Source organism: Streptomyces sp. NPDC107765, from assembly GCF_055657085.1.
Genome location: NZ_JBVKBL010000016.1, coordinates 113,073 through 132,327 on the forward strand (window position 1 = coordinate 113,073; position 19,255 = coordinate 132,327).

Here is a 19,255-nt window from a genome sequence, read left to right on the forward strand (position 1 = left end):
CCCCCGAGCCGGGCAGTCCCGTGCGCGCTTCAGCCCCGTTACGGCTTCTGGAAGCCCGCGTCCTGCAGGATCTTCTGTGCCTCGGGGGTGCTCAGCCACTTCACGAAGGCGGCCGCGGCGGCGGCGTGCTTCGAGGTCTTCAGGGTCGCGGCCGGGTAGGCGGCGACGGCGTTCTGCTTGTCGGGGATGTCGACCGCGTCGACCTTCTTCGGCGCGGTGGCGGCGTCGGTCCGGTAGACCAGGCCGGCGTCCGCCTCGCCCATCTCGACCTTGCTGAGGACGGCGCGGACGTTGGGCTCCTGCGAGACCGGCGTGACCTTGAGCTTCTGGGCGTCCAGGACCTGCTTGCCGTAGCGGCCGACCGGCACCTCGGGTGCGGCGAGCACGACCTTCAGCTTGCTGTCGGTGAGGTCCTTGAGGGTGCGGACGTTCTTGGGGTTGCCCTCGCCGGTGACGATGACCAGGCGGTTGTGGGCGATGACGGTCGGGGTGCCGGCGTCCGCCTTCAGCCCGTCCATGGTCCTGGTGTCGGCGGTGACCAGCGCGTCGGCGGGGGCGCCCTGCTTGACCTGGGCGGCGAGTTCCTGGGAGCCGGCGAAGGAGAAGTTCACCTTCGTGCCCGGGTGGTCCTTCTCGTACGCCGCGCCGGCCTTCTTGAAGACGTCGGTGAGCGAGGAGGCGGCGAGCACGGTCAGCTGCGCGGTGGCGCCGGACTTCTCTGCGCCCTTGTCGGTCTTGGCGTCGTCCTTGCCGCAGGCGGCGAGCGGGACGAGGAGGGCGGCGGTCACGACCGCGGCGGCGGCACGGCGTCCGGTGAGGAACGGGGGCATGGGCGGGACTCCTTGCGACGCGGGACGAGGGGGTCGTCCGAGCGGATGGGAAAAGCCGCGCCGGGTGGGGCCTCCCCTGCTCAAGGACGTTCGAGAGCTGGGGGAAGGGCGACGCCGCTGGGGTGAGCAGCCGGCCGGAGGGGACGGGGGCGCGGTCCGGCTGTGGTGCTGCCGCGGTGGACGGTGGGGAGCCGGCCCGGTGGTGCGGGCGGACGCCACCGCGGGGCTTCGGGGAGCGGTCGGGTGGCTTTCAGGAGCGGTCGATGTGCACGCTGGTGGATTTCACGCGGGCGGTGGCCTGCATGCCGACCTCCAGTCCCAGTTCCTCCACCGCTTCCCGGGTCAGCAGGGAGACCAGCCGGTGCGGACCGGCCTGGATCTCGACCTGGGCGGCGACATCGCCGAGCTTCACGGCGGTGACGATGCCCGGGAAGGCGTTGCGGGCGGAGGTGTACGAGGCGTCGTCCTCACCGGCGCCGGTCTGCGCCACCTCGATGGAGAAGGCGGCCAGATCCCGGCCGTCGATGAGGCGGCGGCCGCTGTCGTCGCGATGGGTCGCGACCTTGCCGGCGTCCGCCCACCGGCGGGCGGTGTCCGGGCTGACGCCCAGCAGCCGCGCCGCCTGGCCGATCGTGTAGGACTGCATGTGCGACAAGATAGGCGGCCCAGCCTGGCAGGTGCAATCCGCAGGACGGATCTCCGTAGCAAATGCCATCCGCCTTGGAGGAAGGGACGAAGTTCCTCGCGGTGCGCGGCCGGACGGCAGCGCGCAGGGTGTGGGCATGAGTCTGAGCATCCGTAACCAGTTGGCCGGGACCGTCCGCTCCGTCTCCCCCGGCGAGGTCATGGCCCTGGTCAGGGTCCGGCTGGACGGCGGGCAGGAGCTCACCGCCGCGGTCACCCGCGAGGCGGTCGGACAGCTGGGCCTCGCGGAGGGCACGGCGGTGCGTGCGCTGATCAAGTCCACCGAGGTCGCCCTGGCCACCGGCGGGGTCGAGGGGCTGAGCATCCGCAACCGGCTGCCCGGTACGGTCACCGACGTCTCGGCCGGCGGCGCGATGGCCGGGGTGAAGGTCGCCATGGCGGGCGGCGAACTGACCGCGGCGATCACCCGGGACGCGGCCGAGGACCTGGGCCTGGCGGCCGGTTCCGAGGTGACCGCGCTGATCAAGTCCACCGAGATCGCGCTCGCCGCGAACTGACCGCCCCTCCTCGCTCGCCGAGGCGCGAAGGAGTTCCGCACCGACCCCGTCGATGACGCGGCTCCCCCCGCCGTCCCGCTTCCTCCGCCGCCGACCACCGTCGGCCCCGCCGGACGGTCTCCGGACTCCCCCCGGCAGCTCCGCCGCCCGGCCCATGCGGTACGCCGGCACGGTCGCACTCCGGGGCAGCCCGGCCACCGCGCCGACGGCGGCCGCCGGGCCCTCCCTCCCGGGCCCCGTGCCATCCGAACGGAGCAGCGGAGTCCGCCATCGGCGCGAGGGGACCACCCGTGGCGGGCCCGGGGTGCACCGCCGTCGGAACCCCACACGGGACGGCTCAACTCGCCGTACGTGCCCTCCCCTTGGGGTGGGGAACGTCCTCTGAGCCGACGTCAAGGAAGCGCAGGTTGTGGCGGTTGATGAACTTTCTCCCGTTGCGTCCCAAAAACCCCGATGTGAATCTGGTATCCCATTCGTCAAAGGAGTTGATCGCATGGTTACGGATCGCACGGCGCCGGTCGAGACGGCCACCCTGGCCGCCGAGGTCGAGGGACTGCTTGAACCCGCCGAGGCCGACGGCGTCTTCCGCGACACCCGCGAGTGCGGAGGTGCGCTGCTGCTGGCCGCGCTGCTCCTGATCTCGCCGCCCACCCCCCGGCCCAAGACTGACGTCCGCTGAGGGGAAAGCGTTGGCTGAACAGACGCAAGGAGCAGTCCCGCTCAGCGCTGTGATCGCCGATGCCGCAACCGGGGTCGCCCTCGCCCTGCGGGGTGAGGGCGACCCTTATGCGTTGTCCGGCATGCTGCGGCACGAGGATGCGCTGACCCCGGCCGCGGTACGGGTGCTCGGCGCCGATGCGCTGGCGCCGTACGCCGTGGAACACCGGGCGGCACCGGCCGGCGGGGACGACGAAGCGGTGGTGCGGCAGGCCCTGACGGCCTATCCGCCGGGTGACGGCGCCTCGGAGGTGTCGCTGTGGAGTTACCGCGGCCTGGTCGAGGCCGCGCACGCGTTCCTGCCCGGGAGCGGCCGTCCGTGGCCGCCGGCACCGGAGGCCGGCACCGCGTGGGTCGGTGACTCCCCCTGGCCGAAGCTGTCGCACCGGGTGTCCCAGCTGGCCGCGCTGGCCCTGCCGGGACTGGCGTCCGGCCTCGCCGAGCAGCTCGCCGCCCGTACGGACGACCTGTCCCGGGGCTTCGTCCGGGCGGTCCGCCGCCGGGACTGGCTGCAGGCGGCCGGCCTGGGCCGCTGGCTGGCCCGGCTGCCCGACGTGCCGGGGACCCTCGGGCTGGACAGCGGGCTGGCGTTCGTGCACCAGATGGGCGGCGCCGATCCACGGGTCGCGCTGCACATCGCGGCCGCCCGGCGGTTCTACGGGCGGGGCGGGTGACCGGCGGGCACGGCGACCCGGGGCTGCTGGACCACATGGTCGCAGCGAGCCTCGGGTGGCTGGACGGGGCGCGCGGATTCTTCCGCCTGCCGCCCGACGTGACGACCGACGCCGACCCCAATCTGACCCTCAAGCCGCTCGGCGAGCTGGCCGAACTCAGCCAGCTGATCGGGGCGGTGCACCCGCGGGAGGAGATCCGCCGGACGGCCCGCGGGCTGTTCGCGTTCGCCTGGAACGAGACCCGGGACGGGGAACTCTTCGCCGAACTGATCCGCGGCGAGCCGTTCGCCACCTACCCGGTGGAGCTGTACGGGGTGTTCGCACGCGCCGGGCTGCGCCATGCCGCGGCCGATGAGCTGGTGCGGACCACCACGCGGCTGCGCGGCTGGCGGGTGGCGCGCGAGGACCACACCCGTACGCTCGGGGTGCTGAACGCCGAGCGGCGGATCGGGCTGCGGCAGCACGCCGACTTCGCCTCGGTGCTGGCGCTGACCGGGCTCGGCCGGCTGCCCGAGCCCTGGGCGCTGGACCGCAAGGCGGCCTACGGCATCACCCACGACGTGTTCCACCTGACCGACTGGGGGCGCGACCGGCAGCGGCTGTCCCCCGAACTCGCCGGCTATCTGCGGCTGTGGCTGCCCTCCTGGCTGGAGAACTGGCTGGAGGAGCAGCTGTGGGACCTGGTCGGCGAGCTGCTGGCGGTGACCGCGTGCCTGCCCCGGGCCCCGTACGATCCGGTGGCCTGGCAGCGGCTGGCCGGTGCGCAGGCGGCCGACGGCAGCGTGCCGGAGAAGGGCGCGGCGCCCGGCTCCGGCGACCCGCACGAGATGTTCACCGCCTGCTACCACTCCACCCTGGTGACCGCGTTCGCCGCCACCCTGGCCCGGATCGCCGCCGACGAGGCCGAGGCCGGCCCGCGCGGCGGGGACCCGGTGCTGGTGGGCGGCCGGACGCCCGGCGAAAGCGAGAGTGCCCCGTGACCGTGACGGCCGCGTCCCCCGCCCTGCTGCACGGTGTCGGCGACCGGGCCCTGTCCTGGCTCGACGACCACCGCGAGCACTTCCGGCTGACCCCCGAGGACTTCCGCTCAGGCGGTGCGGTGGTCGAACGGCTCAAGCCCATCGGTGAGCTGGCGCTCAACATGCAGGTGCTGTTCCGGGAGGGCGTGGCCGGTTCCCGGCAGAAGGCCCGGGCCGGGCAGCTGCTGGACTTCGCCTGGCGCGAGCTGCTGGACGGCGGCAACGTGCTGGCCCGGCTCCAGCACGACGAGCCGCTCTCCCCCGTCCCGCTGGAGGTCTATGCGACCTTCCACGAGCTGGGGCACCGGCACCCGGGGCTGGAGGCGGCGGTGCAGGTGTGCCGGCGGACCGCCACCTGGAACGCGCTGGAGATGATGCCCAACCGGCGCCTCGGGGTGCTGAACGCCGAGCGCAAGCTGGGTCTCACCCCCAGCAGCGACTTCGGGGAGGCGGTGGCGCGCACCTGGCTGGGCCGGCTGGCCGAGCCGTGGACGGTGCAGCTGCACATCGCCTACGACCTCACCCACACCGTCTTCCACCTCACCAACTGGGGCGAGGCGCCCGAGCGGATCCCGCCGGACATCGCGGACTACCTCACGCGGTACCTGCCGGCCTGGACGGAGGACTGGGCGGACCTCGAACACTGGGACCTGCTGGGTGAGTTGCTGGTCGTCGACGCCTGTCTGCCGCGGCCCGCGCTGGACGCGGAGCTGTGGGAGCGGTACGCCGCGGCGCAGTCGGACAGCGGCGCGATGCCGATCCAGGGCCGGATGCCCGAGGGCGATCCGGCGCGGGTCTTCGACCTGGTGCACCACCCCACCCTGGTCGCCGCGTTCGCCTCGGCGATGGCCACCTCCCGGGCCCTGTCCGCGGTCTGATGGACGGGCTCTGATGGGCGCGACGGGCCCCACCCCGCGGGCCGACCGCCTCGCCGACGCGGTCACCCGGATCGACGCGCCGGACGTGGTGCTGGCGGTGACCCGGCGGGGCGTGCGGACCGTGGTCACCGGCGGCACCGCGCTGGCTCCGCCCACCCCGCGGCAGGCCCTGCGCTACGAACTCGGCTCGCTGTCCAAGACGTTCACCGTGCTGCTGCTGGCCGATCTGGCCCGGTCCGGGGTCCTCTCGCTGGACGATCCGCTGGTCGGCCATCTGCCCGACCTGCCGCTGCGGTATCCGCACTCCCGCCGGATCACCCTGTGGCACCTGGCCACCCACACCTCGGGGCTGCCGCGGATCCCCGCCGACCTGGTCGCGGGTGCGCTGCTGCACCCGTACGCCAACGGCTACGCCCGCTACGACACCGAGCGGCTGCTGCGGACCTTCGCCCGCACCCGGCCCCGGAACCGGCCGGGCACCCGCTGGCGGTACTCGAACTTCGGGCTGGCGCTGCTCGGTCCGGCGATGTCCCGCGCCGCGGGCCAGGACTATCCGGCGCTGCTCGGCGGCCGGGTGCTGGGCCCGCTGGGGCTGTCCGGGACGACACTGGCGCCCGGCGCCACCGGCACCGACGCGGTCGGGCACCGGACGAACGGGGTGACGCCGGTGGCCAGCGCCGACATGGGCGCGTTCATGGCCGCCGGGTCGGTCCGGGCCACGCCCGGCGACCTGCTCAGGTATCTGGAGGCGCACCTGTCGCCGGAGGCCACCCCGCTGGCCGGGCCGCTGCGCGACGTCCAGGTGCCGCTGCTGCGGCGCGGCTGGCGGCGCCGCAACACCCACACCCTGACGTGGTACCAGCACCCGGCGCCGCGCGGGCCGTTGCTGTTCCACGTCGGGGCGACCTTCGGGCAGCAGGCGTTCCTCGGGTTCCACCCGGCCACGCACACCGGTCTGGTCGCGCTGGCCACCCGGCGCGGCCGTAGCTGCCGGATGATCACCACCGCCTACGAGACGCTGTACGCGCTGGCCGGTGAGCCGCCCGCGTGACCGCGCGGCCCGGCGGTCACAGCTCGCCGGCCAGGATCCGGGGCAGGGAGGTGCCCGGGCGTTCCTCGCTGGCCTGCCGGAAGACCTCCGTGTAGGCCCGGTCGCCGATCGCCGCGCGGGCCCGCTGCTCGCACTCCTCGCGGACCGCGCGCAGTTCCGGGGTGCCGCGCTGGGGGTGCCCGACGGTGCGCCAGAGGGCCTGGCCGCTGCCGTAGACCCGGGCGGCCGCGGCGCCGGCGCCCTGGGCGGCCAGCGCCGCGGCGAGCAGGTCCAGGCCGAGGGCGATGCCGAACTTGTCGCCGATGCCCTGCTTGGCGGCGAGCATCGCCCGGGCGTGGCCGGCCGATTCCTCGGGCCGGCCCTGGAACAGCGAGATCAGGGAGAGCTGGTAGTCGGTGTAGGAGCGGGTCCAGTACTCGCCGCGTTCGACGCAGCCGCGGCGCAGTGCGGTGGCCTCGGCGCGGGCCTCGGCGAGCTTGCCGATGCCGGTGAGCGCGAAGATCCGTACCAGGTGGCAGCGCAGCCGCCCCGGCGAGTCGAAGGGGGCGTCCGGCGGCGGGCCGAGGACCTGTGCGGTGACGGCGTGGGCGGACATCGGGCGGCCGGCCATCAGGTGGGTGAGGCCGATGAGGTAGCCGGCCTCCAGCACCGCCTCCGCGTCGCCGGAGGTCTGCGCGGCCCGCGCGCACTCCAGCCCGAGGGCGTCGGCCTGCGGCAGGTCACCCTGGAGGAGCACCGCGACGCCGAGCGCCCACAGGGCCCGGGTGCGGGCGCGGCTGGGCCGGTCGTCGGCGGCGAGGGCGCGGGAGAGGTAGTCGCGGGCCTCGTGCAGATGGCCGCAGCAGCTCCAGAAGAAGCCGACCGCGGCGCTGAGTTCCTGGGCCCGTTCGGGGGCGGTGACCAGCAGGTGGTCCAGTGCGGTGCACAGGTCGACGTGCGCGTCGGCGATCCTGCGGTACCAGCCGACCTGCCCGGGGCCCAGCCAGGCCCGTTCGGCGCGGCGGCCGTGGCCGACGAAGTGCGCGGCGTGCCGGTCGGCGAGGGCGGGCGCCTCACCGAGCTCGCCGAGCCACATCCGGCCGTACTCGCGCAGGGTGTCGAGCATGCGGAAGCGGCCGCCCTCGCGGGAGAGCACGGACTTGGCGGCCAGTCCGGTCAGGGCGGTGTGCACCTCCGCCTCGGTGAGCGGCCCGCCGGTACACACCGCGCCGGCCGACTCCGTGTCGAAGGTGCCGCGGAAGACCGAGAGCCGGGCCCACAGCAGCCGCTCCAGGGGGGTGCACAGTTCGTGGCTCCAGCCGATGGTGCAGCGCAGGGTGCGGTGGCGGGGCGGCAGCGGCAGCCCTTCGCCGGTGTCGAGGGTGTCGAAGCGGGTGGCCAGCCGCTCCGCGATCCGTTCGACGGAGCTGGTGGCCATCTGCGCGCCGGCCAGCTCCAGGGCGAGCGGAATGCCTTCGAGCCGCCGGCAGATGCCGTCGGCGGTGGCGGCGTGGGCGGGGTCGGTGAGGACGAGGCCGGGTGCGGCGGTGCCGGCCCGGTCGGTGAGCAGGGTCAGGGCGTCGTTGTCGCCGGTGCAGGGCAGCGGGCCGATCTCGGTGACGCGTTCGCCGTCGAGGCCGAGCGGCTGCCGGCTGGTGACGAGTACGGTCACGCCGGGCGCGGCCGTCAGCAGGTCGCCGAGCAGGTCGCGGCAGGCGGGCACGAGGTGTTCGCAGGAGTCCAGCACCAGCAGCAGGCGTTTGTCGGTGAGCCAGGAGCACAGCGCGGCGGCCGGGGTGCGCGCGGTGTGGTCGGCGAGCCCGACGGCGTCGCAGACCGTGGCCAGCAGCCGCCCCTCGCCCAGTAACGGCCACAGGTCGGCCCAGCCGACCCCGTCGGGGAACCGCGGTGCCGCCGCCCGGGCCGCCCTGACGGCGATCCGGGTCTTGCCCACCCCACCGGGCCCGGTCAGGGTGACCAGCCGGTGTGCCGCCAACTCCTGGTCGATCCGCGCCAGTTCGCTCCGTCGTCCGACGAAACTGGTCGACTCCTCGGGAATGCTGCTCGCCACGGGGCCAGTGTGCCCCAGCTTCGCCCCGGGTGGCGCGGGGTGGCGTGGTGGTCCGGGGGGCGCGGGGTTGACGCCGGGGCGGCAGCGGGTGAGCGGGGGTCAGGGCGTGACCACCGGGAACGTCGGGTCCGGGCTGGTGGCGAGGGCGAGGAGGGTGCGGAGGGGGCCGGGTTCGACGGGCCGGGTGGGTTCGGTGGGGGCGTGGGGGGTGAGGAGGTCGAGGAGCTGGGGCTTGGTGAGGGTGAGGGTGAGGTCGGGGCTGCCGTCGGCGGAGGGGGCCGGGGCGCCGGGGGAAGCCCGGTGGGTGAGGGCGCCGTGGGAGAGGGTCAGCCGCCAGGTGCGGTCCTCGTCGGGGAGGTAGAGGTCGAGGGTGAGCGCGGTGGACCAGGCGCGCGGCCCGTCGATGCGCAGGGCCAGCGAGTCCAGGAGCTGGTCGACGGTGAGCGCCCGGGCGAGGCCGGGGGCGGCGGTGGCGTCCTGGGTGTCGTCCCGGGCGGCGGGGGCGCCGCGCAGTTCGGCCGCGCCGGTGAGGTAGACGTTGCGCCAGACGGCGTTCTCCGCGCCGTGGCCCAGGCGTTCGTAGACCTCGGCGAGGGCGCGGCGGGCCCGCACGTTGTGCGGGTCGGCGAAGACGGCGTGGTTGAGGAGGGTCGCGGCGAACCGCAGGTCGCCGTCGGCCGCGTAGCCCTTGCCGGCGTCCACGGTGGCCTCGACGCCGCCGAGGGCGTGGACGTAGCGCCGGGCCTGTTCGGCCGGCGGGTGCTCCCACAGGTGGGCGGGGTTGCCGTCGAACCAGCCCAGGTAGCGCTGGGCGACCGCCTTGACGTGGTCGCTGACCGAGCCGTAGTAGCCGTGGTGGGACCACACCCGCGCCAGGGCCGGCGGCAGCCGCAGCTGCTCGGCGATCTCGGTGCCGGTGTACCCGGCGTTGAGCAGCCGCAGGGTCTGGTCGTGGAGGTAGGCGTACAGGTCGCGCTGGCCGGCCAGGAGGGCTTGGATGCGGTCCTTGCCCCAGGTCGGCCAGTGGTGCGAGGCGAAGGCGACCTCGGTGCCGTCGCCGAAGAGCGCGAGCGCCTCGTCGAGGTGGCGGGCCCAGGCCCGGCTGTCGCGGACCGCCCCGCCGGACAGCGGCAGGACGGTGTGCAGGGTGTGGGTGGCGTTCTCGGCCAGGCAGAGCGCCCGGTGCGCGGGGAAGCCGAAGTTCATCGCGGCGGGGGCCTCGGCGTCCGGGGTGAGCTGGAAGACGAGGTGGACGCCGTCGAGGATCTCCTCCTGGCCGGTGCGGGTGATGTCCACGGTCGGCGGGATCAGGGTGCGGGTGCCGGTGGAACGGGTGGTGCCCAGCCCGCAGCCGATCTGGCCGTCCGGTCCCTTCGGGAGCGCGGTGCCGTACGTGAAGGCGGCGCGCCGGGACCTCGCGGGGCCGGCGTCGAGCTGTTCGCCGACGGCGTGGGTGAGGAAGCCGGCCGGGGCGAGGACCGGTACGGGGTCGTGCCCGGCGGGGACGACCCCGCCGGCGCCGCCGAAGTGGCCGGTGTGCGAGTGGGTGTAGATCAGCCCGGTGACCGGCCGGTCGCCGCGGTACTTGCGGTACAGCTCCAGGGCCGCGGCGGCGGTCTCGGCGGAGAGCAGCGGGTCGACGACGATGACGCCGTGGTCGCCCTCGACCAGCGTCATGTGGCCCAGGTCCAGGCCGCGGGCCTGGTAGATGCCGTCGGTGACCTCGTAGAGGCCCTGGCGGCTGACCAGCCTGCCCTGCCGCCAGAGGCTCTCGTGGGCGGTGTCGGGGCAGTTCTGGGCCAGGAATCCGTAGGCCGTGGCGTCCCAGACCGGCCGGCCGTCGTCCGTGGTGATCCGCGGCGGGTCGAGCTCGGCGATGAAGCCGCGGTCGGCGTCGGCGAAGTCTTCGTGGTCATCGACGGGTGCAGCGGTCACGGGGCGCTCCCTCTCCGGGGCGGCGGCGGGCCCAAGGCCCCAGCCCCATACGATCGATTTAACCGGCTTTGTCCGGGTGGCGCATGCCTGCCTCCGCGGCGGCCGGGGAGCGCCGGCGCGGCCAACGGCGTTACGGGCAGGGCCAGGCAGGGCACAACCACGCAGGTGGGGTCGTATCCGGGCACGGCAATCCGGCCGGCCGGGGCGGGGCCCGCCGCGCTCTTCCGGAAGGGGAGGGACGCCCTTTGTCCCCGTACGACGACCGCGCCTTCGGCGAGCTCGCCGAGTCGTTCCGGCACCGTGCCGTTCCGTGCGCCCGCCCCCGCACCCCGCCCGCCGGCCGCCTCTCCGGGTGCCGTCCCGGGCGCCGGGGCCTGGGCCTGCTGGTGTCCGCCGCCGCGGCCGGCAGCCTGGCCGCCGGGATCCTGCTGGCGCACGCCCTCCTCCTGGCGGGCGGGCTGGTCCTGGCGGGTCTCGCCGGGCACCTCTCGGCGGGCGGGCGGCGCCGATAGGGGCCTTCCCGGCGCCGACGGCGGTCCTGCCCGGGCCGGAGGCGGCATACGGCCGCCGGCCGGCCTGTCCGGGAAGGGCAGGCGGACCGGCGGTCACTCATTGCGGCCCCGCGGGCAGCGCCTTCAGGTGGTGGTGCGGCGCTTGGATGCCGCGGCGACGCACAAGGCGCCCAGCAGGAACGTCAGCGCACCGATGACGATGTTGTTCCAGATGACGCCCGCGTCCGGGCTGCGACCCACGAGCCAGGGCGCGATGATCATCCACACGCCGATCGCGCACATCGCGCCGCTCATGCCGTACATCCGCGCCGGGGTCACGGTGAAGCCGACCGCCAGCAGGGCGATCGCGATCCCGACGATCAGGTTGTGCGTCGCCAGGGCGGGCTGCGCCAGCGTGTAGTGGACGACGAACGGCGAGACGGCGCAGTACAGGCCGACGAGGAACACCGGACCATCGACAAGAACCACGTCACGCCCGCCGAGCACCCGCTCGTACCGGGCCTGCATCTCCGAAGCGTCGGGGTGACCTGCGAGATCTCCCCTGTGGTGTGAGACGTCGGCCATGCGACTCGCCTCCTTCGCTCGCGTCCTGGCCGTTATCGCGTGGCATCGGGCCACGGTTTCATTCTGCGCTTATGTCGCCTTTATGTGTAGATGAAGCAGCAGGTGAATTGTGAAGGGGTACGGTCACCTTTCCGCTTCCCCGTGGTGCAGCGCCCGGCCCAGGCCCAGATTCCAGCGGCCGCCCCGCCCGCTCAGCTCCGTCACCGTCAGCGGCGCCACGTCCAGCCGCCAGAACGCGTCCGCCGGCACCCGCAGGGCACACACCGCGGCGGCCCGCACCACGTCCGGTTCCACGACCGCCAGCACCCGCCCGGCGTCCAGCGCCATCCGGGTCAGCCAGCCCGCGACCCGGTCGCAGAGCTGCCGCAGCGACTCCCCGCCGTGCCCGGCGAAGTCCGGGTCGTCCAGCCAGGCGGAGACCGCGAGCGGTTCCGTTTCGGCCACCTCGGCCAGGGTCCGCCCCCGCCACTCCCCCATCGCACAGCCCGCCAGCTCCGGCACCGGCCGGGCCGGCAGTCCGAGCGCCTCCGCGGTGCGCCGGCAGCGCACGGAGGGCGAGGCGAAGACCCGGTCGGCGGTCGGCAGCGCCCCGGCGGCGGCCCGAACCCGCCGCAGTCCGGCCGCGTGCGGCGGGGAGTCGTCGTCGAAGCGCACCTCGCGCTGGGCGTCACCCGCGGTCGCCGAGACCAGCATCACCCGAGTTGTCATGCCCTCTTCCTTCTCTTGCCGCTGGGACGTCAACTCGCCTGTGGTACACGGGAGTTGCCCGAAGCATGCGCCCCGGTCCGCATCCGTCCGCCCCCCGTACGGTCTTGGCCAGGTGGCCGGATCGCGGTACGTTTCCCGGTGCTTGACGACGGCATGACGGAAGCCGGTGGGATCCCGGCGCGGTCGCGCCACTGTATGTCCGGTTTTTTATCAGCCCGCCAGGGGCCGGTACCGGACGAGCCAGACCCGCATGTCGTTCTGCACTCCCATCACCGGGGACGCGAGTTCCCCCCAACAGGAGGTCATGCCATGGCTTCGTCCATCGCACCGCCGGCCACCGGCGCCACCACCACCCCCGCCCCGCTCCCGCTGAAGGCGATCGCCCCCTGGGCGCTGTTCGCCGGTGTGCTGCTGCTGGTCCTGCTCTACTTCGTCGGCGCGGAGCAGGGCGCCACCTCGCTGCTGTCCGGTTCGGACGTCCATGAATGGCTGCACGACGGGCGCCACCTCCTCGGTTTCCCCTGCCACTGACGGACGGCCGCAGCCATGAACTCCCTCACCGTCAGGACCCTGCTGGTCCGCGGCATGCTCGCCGGCCTGGCCGCCGGCGTGCTGTCCCTCCTCGTCGCCTACCTGCTGGGCGAACCGCGGATCGACGCCGCCATCGCCTTCGAGGAGGCACACAGCCACGAACACGAGATGGAGGTGGTCGGCCGCGGACTGCAGTCCACGGCCGGGCTCGCCACCGGCGTCCTGGTCTACGGCGTGGCGCTGGGCGGGATCGCCGCACTGGCCTTCTGCTTCGCCCTGGGGCGGATCGGCCGGTTCGGTGCCCGCGCCACCGCCCTGCTGCTCTCCGGGGCGGCACTGGGGGCCGGCTATGTCGTGCCGTTCCTGAAATACCCGGCCAACCCACCGTCGGTCGGCGACCCCGACACCATCGGCAGGCGCACCGCCCTGTATTTCCTGATGATGCTGCTCGGCCTCCTGCTGGCCGTCGCCGCCACGCTCCTCGGCCGGCGGCTGGCTCCGAAGCTGGGCAACTGGTACGCGACGGTGGTCGCCGTCGCCGCGTTCGCGGTCGCCGTCGGGCTCGCCTACGCGTTCCTGCCGGCCGTCGACGAGGTGCCCGCGGGCTTCTCCGCCACGCTGCTGTGGCAGTTCCGGCTGTCGGCGCTCGCCGTCCAGCTGGTGCTGTGGACCGCCTTCGGGCTGGTCTTCGGGCAGCTGGCGGAGCGCGTCGTCACGGTCCGGCCGGCCGCCGAGCGGGCCGCGGCGGTGTCCGTCACCTCCTGATCCGGCGCCTGCACCGCACCACCGGTCCGGGGCCCGCGAGCACTCCTCGCGGGCCCCGGACCTGCTGCGCTGCACCCGGCCCGTTCCGGCGGCAGGGAACTGACGCTATGTCAGAGCTGGCCCGGGATGCCGTCGAGGTGCGGCAGGTCGTGGTCGAGACGCTCGCGCTTGGTGCGGAGATAGCGGATGTTCTCCGCCTGCGGCTCGGCCAGCAGCGGGACCCGCTCGGTGACGGCGATGCCGTGCCGCACCAACGCGGCGCGCTTGCGCGGGTTGTTGGACAGCAGCCGTACCGCGCGGACACCGAGGTCGTCGAGGATCTGCGCGGCGGCGCGGTACTCCCGGGCGTCGACCGGGAGGCCGAGCGCGACGTTCGCCTCGACGGTGTCCAGCCCCTCCTCCTGGAGCTGCATCGCGCGGAGCTTGGCCAGCAGGCCGATGCCCCGGCCCTCGTGGCCCTGGAGGTAGACCAGCACCCCGCGCCCGGCCGCCGCTATCGCCCGCAGCGCCGCGGACAGCTGGTCACCGCACTCGCAGTGCCGGGACGCGAAGGCATCCCCGGTCAGGCATTCCGAATGCACCCGGGTCAGCACCGGTTCGCCGGTGACCTCGCCGTACACCAGCGCCACGTGCTCGGTCCCGCTGGGCCGGTCGAGATAGCCGACCGCCCGGAACTCCCCGTAGGCGGTGGGCAGCCGGACCGACACCGCCCGCGCCACACCGGGCAGGGGGCGGGCCGCGTCGGGGGCGACGGCGAGGTCATGACCGGGGCGGGGGCCGCACAGGGCGTCGGGGTCCGTCATGGCGCGATGGTACCCACGGGGGTCGGAACCCGGCGGCGATCACTCAGAAACATGACAAGTATGCTGCGGCACCCGCGTCCCGACCGGCTCCCGGCGAGCCGACCGACGAAAGGCGGACCGATCCCGATGACCGCTCCCCCGCAACCGCCGACGTCCGCCGGGCTGTTGCCGGCCGACACCACCGAGGACGTCCGGCAGCGGCGGCCGCAGCTGGCCGTGCTGCCCGTCGGCAGCTTCGAACAGCACGGTCCCCACCTGCCGTTGACCACCGACACGGTCATCGCGTGCACCGTCGCCCGGGAGGTGGCCGCCGGCCATGACGTCCTGCTGCTGCCGCCGCTGACCGTCTCCTGTTCGCAGGAGCACGCCGCCTGGCCGGGGACGGTCAGCATCTCGGCACGGACGCTGCACGCCGTCGTCACGGACCTCGCCGACTCGCTGCTCCGGTCCGGGATCACGGCTCTGGTCCTGGTCAACGGCCACGGCGGGAACTACGTGCTGCGCAACGTGGTGCAGGAATCCGCCGGGCGCGGCATCCGGATGGCGCTGTTCCCCGGCACCGCCGACTGGGAAGCGGCCCGCGACCGGGCCGGGATACGCACCTCCGCGCACAGCGACATGCACGCGGGCGAACTGGAGACCTCGATCCTGCTGCACGCCCACCCGGAACTGGTCAAGGACGGCTACGCCACCGCGGATTGCCCGGCCGACGACCGCCGGCACCTGCTGACGCTGGGGCTGTCGGCGTACACCACATCCGGTGTCGTCGGCCGCCCCTCGCTCGCCTCCGCCCACAAGGGCCGGGAGCTGCTGGCCGGGCTGACCGAGGCGTTCGCCGAGTACGTCGCGCTGCTGGGTGCCGGGGCGGACGCCGATGACTGAGGTGCTGGGCAGCGCGGAGGCGTGGCAGCGGCTGCGGCGGATCCGTGACGAAGGGCAGGCCCGGGCCGCCGGGCTGGTGCGGGACGGCGACGGCCGGCCGTGCTGGGAGGAGCCCGCCTCGGCCGGCGCCGCGGAGCTCGCCGCGCGCTATCTGCCGCTCTGCCTGGCCGGCCCACGGGTCGCGTTCGGGCAGTTGGGCCAGAGCCTGGACGGCTTCGTGGCGACCCGCACCGGCGATGCCGACTACGTCACCGGGACGGCCGACCGCCGCCATCTGCACCGGCTGCGGGCGCTCGCCGACGCCGTGCTGGTCGGCGCGGGAACGGCCGTGGCGGACGACCCCCGGCTGACCGTACGGGCCTGTCCCGGCGACAACCCGGTGCGGGTGGTGCTCGATCCGCGCGGCCGGGTGCCGCACGGCAGCGGGGTGTTCACGGACCGGGCCGCGCCGACGCTGTGGGTGGTGGGGCCGGACGCCGCGGTGCCGCCGGACGTGACGGGCGAGGGCGTCGAGGTGCTCCGGCTGCCCGATGCGGCGGCGTTCGCCCCGTCACGGCTGCTCACGGCCCTGGCGCGCCGCGGCCTGGGCCGGGTGCTGATCGAGGGCGGCGGGGTGACCGTGTCGCGGTTCGTGCAGGCCGGTGCGCTGGACCGGCTGTACCTCACCGTCGCGCCGGTACTGATCGGGGACGGCGTGCCCGGCCTGCGGTTCCCCGGGACGACGGTGATGCGCGAGGCGCTCCGGCCGCCGCTGCGGCGCAGCCTGCTCGGGGAGGACACCCTCTTCGAGATGGAGCTGCGGACGGCCGGCGCGGAGGCCGGCGCCCCACCGGACGCACAGCACCACGACGCCGGGCAGGCTCGCGGCGAAGGCGAGGACGCCGTAGACGACGGCGGTGGCCAGACCCTGCGCCGCGCCCAGCCCGGCGGCGCCGAACGCCCAGGCGGCGACGCCCTCACGGGGGCCCCAGCCACCGACGTTCAGCGGCAGCGCCATGGCGAGCAGGGCCAGGACCACCAGCGGCACCAGCTCGGCGGTCGGTGCGGTGACGCCGGCGACCCGGGCGGCCAGGACGAACGTGGCGAGGTAGCCCGCGAGGACCACCGCGGAGGACAGGGCGACGCCGGAGCGGACGCCGGGGGCGGCGAGGCCCTGGCGCGCCTCGGTCAGGAAGGTGCCGAGCGCGCGCCGGACGCGTGATGCGCCGGGGCGGCGCCGCAGCCACAGGGCGAGGACGAGCGCCGCGGCGCCCACCGCGGCGGCGGTCACGGCGGCGCCGGGTGAGGCCAGCGTGCGAACGGCCGGCGCCAGGACCGGTGACGGCCGGGCGAGCAGCACCACGGCCCCGGCGAGCACCAGCACCAGCTGGCCGGCGGTGCGTTCCAGGACCACCGCCCGGACCCCGCGTCCCAGGTCGCCGGAGGCCCGGCCGTGCCCCACCGCGCGGTGGACGTCGCCCAGGACGCCGCCGGGCAGCGCCGCGTTGAGGAACAGCGCCCGGTAGTAGTCGGCGACCGCCCGGCCCAGCGGCAGCCGGAGGCCCAGTCCGCGGGCCACCAGGCACCAGCGCCAGGCGCTGCCGACCGTGGTCAGCAGGCCGAGGCCGAGGGCCGCGAGCAGCGCCGGGGCGTCGATCCGGCGCAAGCCCTCCAGGAAGGCCCCGGAGCCCAGGTGCCACACCAGGGCCGCCAGGATGCCCGCGCCCGCGAGCAGCCGCAGCACCGCCCAGCCGCGCTGTTTCATCCCCCGTCCCCGGGCGGCGGACCGGGCAGCGCCAGCAGGTCGGTGTGGTGCACGGTCACGCCCAGTTCGCCCGCCGCGCACTCCTCCAGCCGGCGCCCCAGATAGGCCACCGCCTCCGGTGCCAGCGTGGGCCGCTGGGCGTGTGCGGCGCCGACCCAGCCGCGCAGCCATTCGGCGGTCAGCGCGGACTCCGCGCAGCCGAGCCGCCAGGGGCTGGACCGCAACCGCACCGTCCAGCCGTGCCGTTCGAACGCCGTGACCGCCGCCGCGACCGCGTCCGGACCGAGCAGCCCGCGGTCCCCCTCGGTACGGCGCTGGTGGTCGTTGAAGGCGGCGGCCAGCTCCGCGTCGAGCGGATCGGGCGGGGTCAGCTCCACCCGCCCGGAGACCGAGAGCGCCAGCAGGACCGGGCAGCCGGCAGCGGCACAGGCCGCCGCGAGCGCCTCGATCTCGTCGCGGGTGAGCAGATCGAGCAGGGCGGACGCGGTGACCAGGGAGGTCCCGGCGAGGTCGGCGGCGGTGAGGGCGGTCAGGTCACCGCGCTCGGTGGTGGCGGTGACCGGCGTGCCGTCGGCGGCCGTTGCGGGCATCCGGGCACCGGCCTCGGCGAGCAGCACCGGGTCGTGGTCGTGCAGGATCCAGCGCTGCGGGCCGGGCAGCCGGACGGCGAGCCAGCGCGCCATGGAGCCGGTGCCGCAGCCCAGGTCGCGGACGGTCAGACCGGGCGGGCCGGGCCGGCCGGCCAGCGCTCTGCGCAGCGGGCGGAGGAGTTCGGGGGCCCGGGCGGCGGCGTCGGCGCGTTCGCGCAACTCCAGCCAGCGCGGGGCGAATCGGGGGCTGCCGACGGCGGTCAACGGCTGCTCCGGGGCTCGTGCCGAAGCCGTTCCAGCGCTTCGGCCAGGCTGTGCGACGTCATCTCCCACCCCTCCAGCATGGCACGCCGTCCGCGCGCGGCTTCCCGCAGCCGGCGGCGCAGCTCCCCGTCCCCGAGCCAGTCGCCGAGGGCGCCGGTGAGCGCCGCGGGTTCCCCGGCGGGTACAAGGAGGCCGGGCAGGGTGCCGTCGGGGGCCCGTCCGAGGGCCTCCGGTACGCCGTCGACGGCCGTGGCCAGGACGGGAATTCCGCGCGCCAGCGCCTCGGTGATCACCATGCCGTAGGTCTCGGCGTACGAGGCGAGGACCAGCAGGTCGGCGGCGGCGTAGTGCGCGGCCAGTCCGGCACCGGTTTGCGGCCCGGCGAAACGGATCCGGTCGCCGAGCCCCAACTCGTCCACGTGCTGCCGTAGTTGGGTGGCGTATCCCAAGTCGCCGCCGGGACCGCCGACGAAGGTGCAGTGCCAGGGCGGGCCGGTGACGGTGGCCAGGGCGTCGAGCAGCCGGCGGTGTCCCTTGCGCGGGGTGAGCGCGGCGACGCAGAGCAGCGCGGTGCCGGACCCGGTGCCGGGGGCGAGGGGTGCGGGGTCGGTCCCGGGCCGGGCGACGTGGACGCGGGCGGGCGGCAGTCGGTGGTGTGCGGTGAGCCGGCCGGCGGCCCAGGCGCTGGTGGCCACGACGGCGCCGGCGGCGTGCAGGACCCGGCGTTCCCGGGCGTCCAGGTCGGCGGCCTCGCGGGGGTCGAGCCCGGTCTCGTCGGCCAGCGGCAGATGGACGAGGACGGCGAGCCGCAGCCGGGCGGCCTCGGGCTGGAGGACTTCGGGGACGCCGCAGCCGACCAGCCCGTCGAGGAGGACCACTGCGCCGTCGGGGAGTTCCGCCAGCAGCCGGGCCAGCTCGGCGCGGTCGGCGGCGGCCGGCCGCGGCCAGGCGCCGGGCAGGGCGTGCGGGCGCACGCGCCACCCCGCCGCCGGAAGGCCCCGGCACACCCGGCGGTCGTAGGTGTTGCCGCCGCTGGGCGCCGCCGGGTCGTCGACGCCGCCGGGCAGGACGACGTGCACCGTCCGCTCCCCCGCCGGGGCGGCGCCGCCGCGGGTCACAGCGCGCGCTCGTAGCTGGCCCAGGCGATGTGCGATTCGTGCAAGGTGACCGATATGCCGGTCAGTTCGCGGGCGCCCTCGCCGAGGTTCCCGGCCTGCACGCGATCCGCGAGCCGGTCGGCGATGACCTTGGCCAGCGCCTCCGTCGAAGTGTTGGTGCCGGCGAAGGCGGGCTCGTCGTCGAGGTTGCGGTAGTTCAGCTCGCCGACCACCCCGGCGAGTTCCTGGGTGGCCAGGCCGATGTCCACGACGATGTTGTCGGCGTCGAGCTCGGGCCGGCGGAAGGTGGCGTCCACGATGAACGTCGCGCCGTGGAGCCGCTGCGCGGGGCCGAACACGGCACCGCGGAAGCTGTGCGCGACCATCAGGTGATCGCGGACGGTGATGCTGAACAAGGCCGTTCCTCCGGTGTGATGTC

General features: G+C 75.0%; 21 protein-coding genes and 1 pseudogene. 11 read left to right on the top strand and 11 right to left on the bottom strand.

Features of this window, described 5'->3' with window-relative positions:
• Nucleotides 1-38 precede the first annotated feature (38 nt).
• Complete coding sequence (gene modA / locus ACZ7MX_RS31835; RefSeq protein ID WP_472137109.1) at nucleotides 39-830, bottom strand: molybdate ABC transporter substrate-binding protein; 792 nt, start codon at nucleotides 828-830, stop codon at nucleotides 39-41.
• A gap of 250 nt (nucleotides 831-1,080) precedes the next feature.
• Entirely contained in the window at nucleotides 1,081-1,476 is a 396-nt protein-coding gene (locus ACZ7MX_RS31840) for a TOBE domain-containing protein (protein WP_472137111.1), read from the bottom strand.
• A 136-nt stretch (nucleotides 1,477-1,612) separates the two neighbouring features.
• On the opposite strand from ACZ7MX_RS31840, the gene ACZ7MX_RS31845 reads away from it, so the two are divergent.
• The 6 genes from ACZ7MX_RS31845 to ACZ7MX_RS31870 all read left to right on the top strand — a co-directional run bounded on the left by ACZ7MX_RS31845 (nucleotide 1,613) and on the right by ACZ7MX_RS31870 (nucleotide 6,371).
• Nucleotides 1,613-2,032 (top strand): TOBE domain-containing protein, encoded by a 420-nt coding sequence (locus ACZ7MX_RS31845; protein ID WP_472137113.1) that lies wholly within the window; start codon nucleotides 1,613-1,615, stop codon nucleotides 2,030-2,032.
• A 493-nt stretch (nucleotides 2,033-2,525) separates the two neighbouring features.
• Nucleotides 2,526-2,711 (top strand): hypothetical protein, encoded by a 186-nt coding sequence (locus tag ACZ7MX_RS31850; RefSeq protein ID WP_030411128.1) that lies wholly within the window; start codon nucleotides 2,526-2,528, stop codon nucleotides 2,709-2,711.
• Between the two features lie 10 nt (nucleotides 2,712-2,721).
• Nucleotides 2,722-3,423, top strand: coding sequence for a hypothetical protein (locus ACZ7MX_RS31855; protein WP_472137115.1), 702 nt, complete (start codon nucleotides 2,722-2,724; stop codon nucleotides 3,421-3,423).
• Nucleotides 3,420-4,403 carry a DUF6895 family protein gene (locus tag ACZ7MX_RS31860; RefSeq protein WP_472137117.1) on the top strand — a complete coding sequence of 328 codons (984 nt, stop codon included), beginning with the start codon at nucleotides 3,420-3,422 and terminating at the stop codon, nucleotides 4,401-4,403. The genes ACZ7MX_RS31855 and ACZ7MX_RS31860 overlap by 4 nt, the downstream gene beginning before the upstream one ends.
• Nucleotides 4,400-5,320: a DUF6895 family protein gene (locus ACZ7MX_RS31865; RefSeq protein ID WP_472137119.1), complete on the top strand. Its 921-nt coding sequence runs from the start codon at nucleotides 4,400-4,402 to the stop codon at nucleotides 5,318-5,320. Before ACZ7MX_RS31860 ends, ACZ7MX_RS31865 begins: the two co-directional genes overlap by 4 nt.
• A 13-nt stretch (nucleotides 5,321-5,333) precedes the next feature.
• On the top strand, nucleotides 5,334-6,371 hold the full coding sequence (locus tag ACZ7MX_RS31870) for a serine hydrolase domain-containing protein (protein WP_472137121.1): 1,038 nt from the start codon (nucleotides 5,334-5,336) through the stop codon (nucleotides 6,369-6,371).
• Nucleotides 6,372-6,387: 16 nt separating this feature from the next.
• On the opposite strand, the gene ACZ7MX_RS31875 is transcribed toward ACZ7MX_RS31870, so the two are convergent.
• Nucleotides 6,388-8,421 carry an ATP-binding protein gene (locus ACZ7MX_RS31875; protein ID WP_472137122.1) on the bottom strand — a complete coding sequence of 678 codons (2,034 nt, stop codon included), beginning with the start codon at nucleotides 8,419-8,421 and terminating at the stop codon, nucleotides 6,388-6,390.
• Nucleotides 8,422-8,520: 99 nt separating this feature from the next.
• Nucleotides 8,521-10,356 (bottom strand): alkyl/aryl-sulfatase, encoded by a 1,836-nt coding sequence (locus ACZ7MX_RS31880; RefSeq protein ID WP_472137124.1) that lies wholly within the window; start codon nucleotides 10,354-10,356, stop codon nucleotides 8,521-8,523.
• A gap of 245 nt (nucleotides 10,357-10,601) precedes the next feature.
• Between ACZ7MX_RS31880 and ACZ7MX_RS31885 the strand changes: the two genes are divergently transcribed.
• A complete protein-coding gene (locus ACZ7MX_RS31885) occupies nucleotides 10,602-10,868 on the top strand; it encodes a hypothetical protein (RefSeq protein ID WP_472137126.1) in 267 nt (88 codons plus the stop codon).
• A 123-nt stretch (nucleotides 10,869-10,991) separates the two neighbouring features.
• Here ACZ7MX_RS31885 and ACZ7MX_RS31890 read toward each other — a convergent pair whose 3' ends face one another.
• Together ACZ7MX_RS31890 and ACZ7MX_RS31895 are read right to left on the bottom strand one after the other, a co-directional pair.
• Nucleotides 10,992-11,432: an SPW repeat protein gene (locus ACZ7MX_RS31890; RefSeq protein ID WP_472137128.1), complete on the bottom strand. Its 441-nt coding sequence runs from the start codon at nucleotides 11,430-11,432 to the stop codon at nucleotides 10,992-10,994.
• A gap of 123 nt (nucleotides 11,433-11,555) precedes the next feature.
• Nucleotides 11,556-12,140, bottom strand: coding sequence for a histidine phosphatase family protein (locus tag ACZ7MX_RS31895; protein WP_472137130.1), 585 nt, complete (start codon nucleotides 12,138-12,140; stop codon nucleotides 11,556-11,558).
• 309 nt (nucleotides 12,141-12,449) lie between these two features.
• On the opposite strand from ACZ7MX_RS31895, the gene ACZ7MX_RS31900 reads away from it, so the two are divergent.
• On the top strand, nucleotides 12,450-12,671 hold the full coding sequence (locus ACZ7MX_RS31900) for a CbtB domain-containing protein (protein ID WP_472137132.1): 222 nt from the start codon (nucleotides 12,450-12,452) through the stop codon (nucleotides 12,669-12,671).
• 15 nt (nucleotides 12,672-12,686) lie between these two features.
• Entirely contained in the window at nucleotides 12,687-13,436 is a 750-nt protein-coding gene (locus ACZ7MX_RS31905; RefSeq protein ID WP_472137134.1) for a CbtA family protein, read from the top strand.
• A 110-nt stretch (nucleotides 13,437-13,546) separates the two neighbouring features.
• Here ACZ7MX_RS31905 and ribA read toward each other — a convergent pair whose 3' ends face one another.
• Complete coding sequence (gene ribA, locus ACZ7MX_RS31910; protein WP_472137136.1) at nucleotides 13,547-14,239, bottom strand: GTP cyclohydrolase II; 693 nt, start codon at nucleotides 14,237-14,239, stop codon at nucleotides 13,547-13,549.
• A gap of 126 nt (nucleotides 14,240-14,365) precedes the next feature.
• Between ribA and ACZ7MX_RS31915 the strand changes: the two genes are divergently transcribed.
• Entirely contained in the window at nucleotides 14,366-15,121 is a 756-nt protein-coding gene (locus ACZ7MX_RS31915; protein WP_472137137.1) for a creatininase family protein, read from the top strand.
• Nucleotides 15,114-15,758, top strand: a pseudogene (locus ACZ7MX_RS31920) (RibD family protein); the annotation flags it as partial. The gene ACZ7MX_RS31915 and the pseudogene ACZ7MX_RS31920, both read left to right, overlap by 8 nt.
• Here the strand turns inward: ACZ7MX_RS31920 and ACZ7MX_RS31925 are convergent.
• From ACZ7MX_RS31925 to ACZ7MX_RS31940, 4 genes are read right to left on the bottom strand one after another with little or no spacing between them, the layout of a single operon-like run.
• The gene (locus ACZ7MX_RS31925; protein WP_472137139.1) at nucleotides 15,672-16,865 is read right to left on the bottom strand and encodes a lysylphosphatidylglycerol synthase transmembrane domain-containing protein; all 1,194 of its coding nucleotides are present in this window, start codon (nucleotides 16,863-16,865) and stop codon (nucleotides 15,672-15,674) included. The pseudogene ACZ7MX_RS31920 and the gene ACZ7MX_RS31925 overlap by 87 nt on opposite strands.
• Entirely contained in the window at nucleotides 16,862-17,719 is an 858-nt protein-coding gene (locus ACZ7MX_RS31930; protein WP_472137142.1) for a methyltransferase domain-containing protein, read from the bottom strand. The genes ACZ7MX_RS31925 and ACZ7MX_RS31930 overlap by 4 nt, the downstream gene beginning before the upstream one ends.
• Nucleotides 17,716-18,837 carry a glycosyltransferase family 4 protein gene (locus tag ACZ7MX_RS31935; RefSeq protein WP_472137144.1) on the bottom strand — a complete coding sequence of 374 codons (1,122 nt, stop codon included), beginning with the start codon at nucleotides 18,835-18,837 and terminating at the stop codon, nucleotides 17,716-17,718. The genes ACZ7MX_RS31930 and ACZ7MX_RS31935 overlap by 4 nt, the downstream gene beginning before the upstream one ends.
• On the bottom strand, nucleotides 18,834-19,232 hold the full coding sequence (locus ACZ7MX_RS31940) for a 6-pyruvoyl trahydropterin synthase family protein (protein WP_261952909.1): 399 nt from the start codon (nucleotides 19,230-19,232) through the stop codon (nucleotides 18,834-18,836). Before ACZ7MX_RS31940 ends, ACZ7MX_RS31935 begins: the two co-directional genes overlap by 4 nt.
• Between the last annotated feature and the right edge of the window lie 23 nt (nucleotides 19,233-19,255).

Excerpts from the sequence above, each read along its gene's own strand:
- modA (WP_472137109.1), bottom strand. The coding sequence starts at position 830 with ATGCCCCCGTTCCTCACCGGACGCCGTGCCGCCGCCGCGGTCGTGACC.
- ACZ7MX_RS31840 (WP_472137111.1), bottom strand. The coding sequence starts at position 1,476 with ATGCAGTCCTACACGATCGGCCAGGCGGCGCGGCTGCTGGGCGTCAGC.
- ACZ7MX_RS31845 (WP_472137113.1), top strand. The coding sequence starts at position 1,613 with ATGAGTCTGAGCATCCGTAACCAGTTGGCCGGGACCGTCCGCTCCGTC.
- ACZ7MX_RS31850 (WP_030411128.1), top strand. The coding sequence starts at position 2,526 with ATGGTTACGGATCGCACGGCGCCGGTCGAGACGGCCACCCTGGCCGCC.
- ACZ7MX_RS31870 (WP_472137121.1), top strand. The coding sequence starts at position 5,334 with ATGGGCGCGACGGGCCCCACCCCGCGGGCCGACCGCCTCGCCGACGCG.
- ACZ7MX_RS31890 (WP_472137128.1), bottom strand. The coding sequence starts at position 11,432 with ATGGCCGACGTCTCACACCACAGGGGAGATCTCGCAGGTCACCCCGAC.
- ACZ7MX_RS31895 (WP_472137130.1), bottom strand. The coding sequence starts at position 12,140 with ATGACAACTCGGGTGATGCTGGTCTCGGCGACCGCGGGTGACGCCCAG.
- ACZ7MX_RS31900 (WP_472137132.1), top strand. The coding sequence starts at position 12,450 with ATGGCTTCGTCCATCGCACCGCCGGCCACCGGCGCCACCACCACCCCC.
- ACZ7MX_RS31905 (WP_472137134.1), top strand. The coding sequence starts at position 12,687 with ATGAACTCCCTCACCGTCAGGACCCTGCTGGTCCGCGGCATGCTCGCC.
- ribA (WP_472137136.1), bottom strand. The coding sequence starts at position 14,239 with ATGACGGACCCCGACGCCCTGTGCGGCCCCCGCCCCGGTCATGACCTC.
- ACZ7MX_RS31915 (WP_472137137.1), top strand. The coding sequence starts at position 14,366 with ATGACCGCTCCCCCGCAACCGCCGACGTCCGCCGGGCTGTTGCCGGCC.
- ACZ7MX_RS31925 (WP_472137139.1), bottom strand. The coding sequence starts at position 16,865 with ATGAAACAGCGCGGCTGGGCGGTGCTGCGGCTGCTCGCGGGCGCGGGC.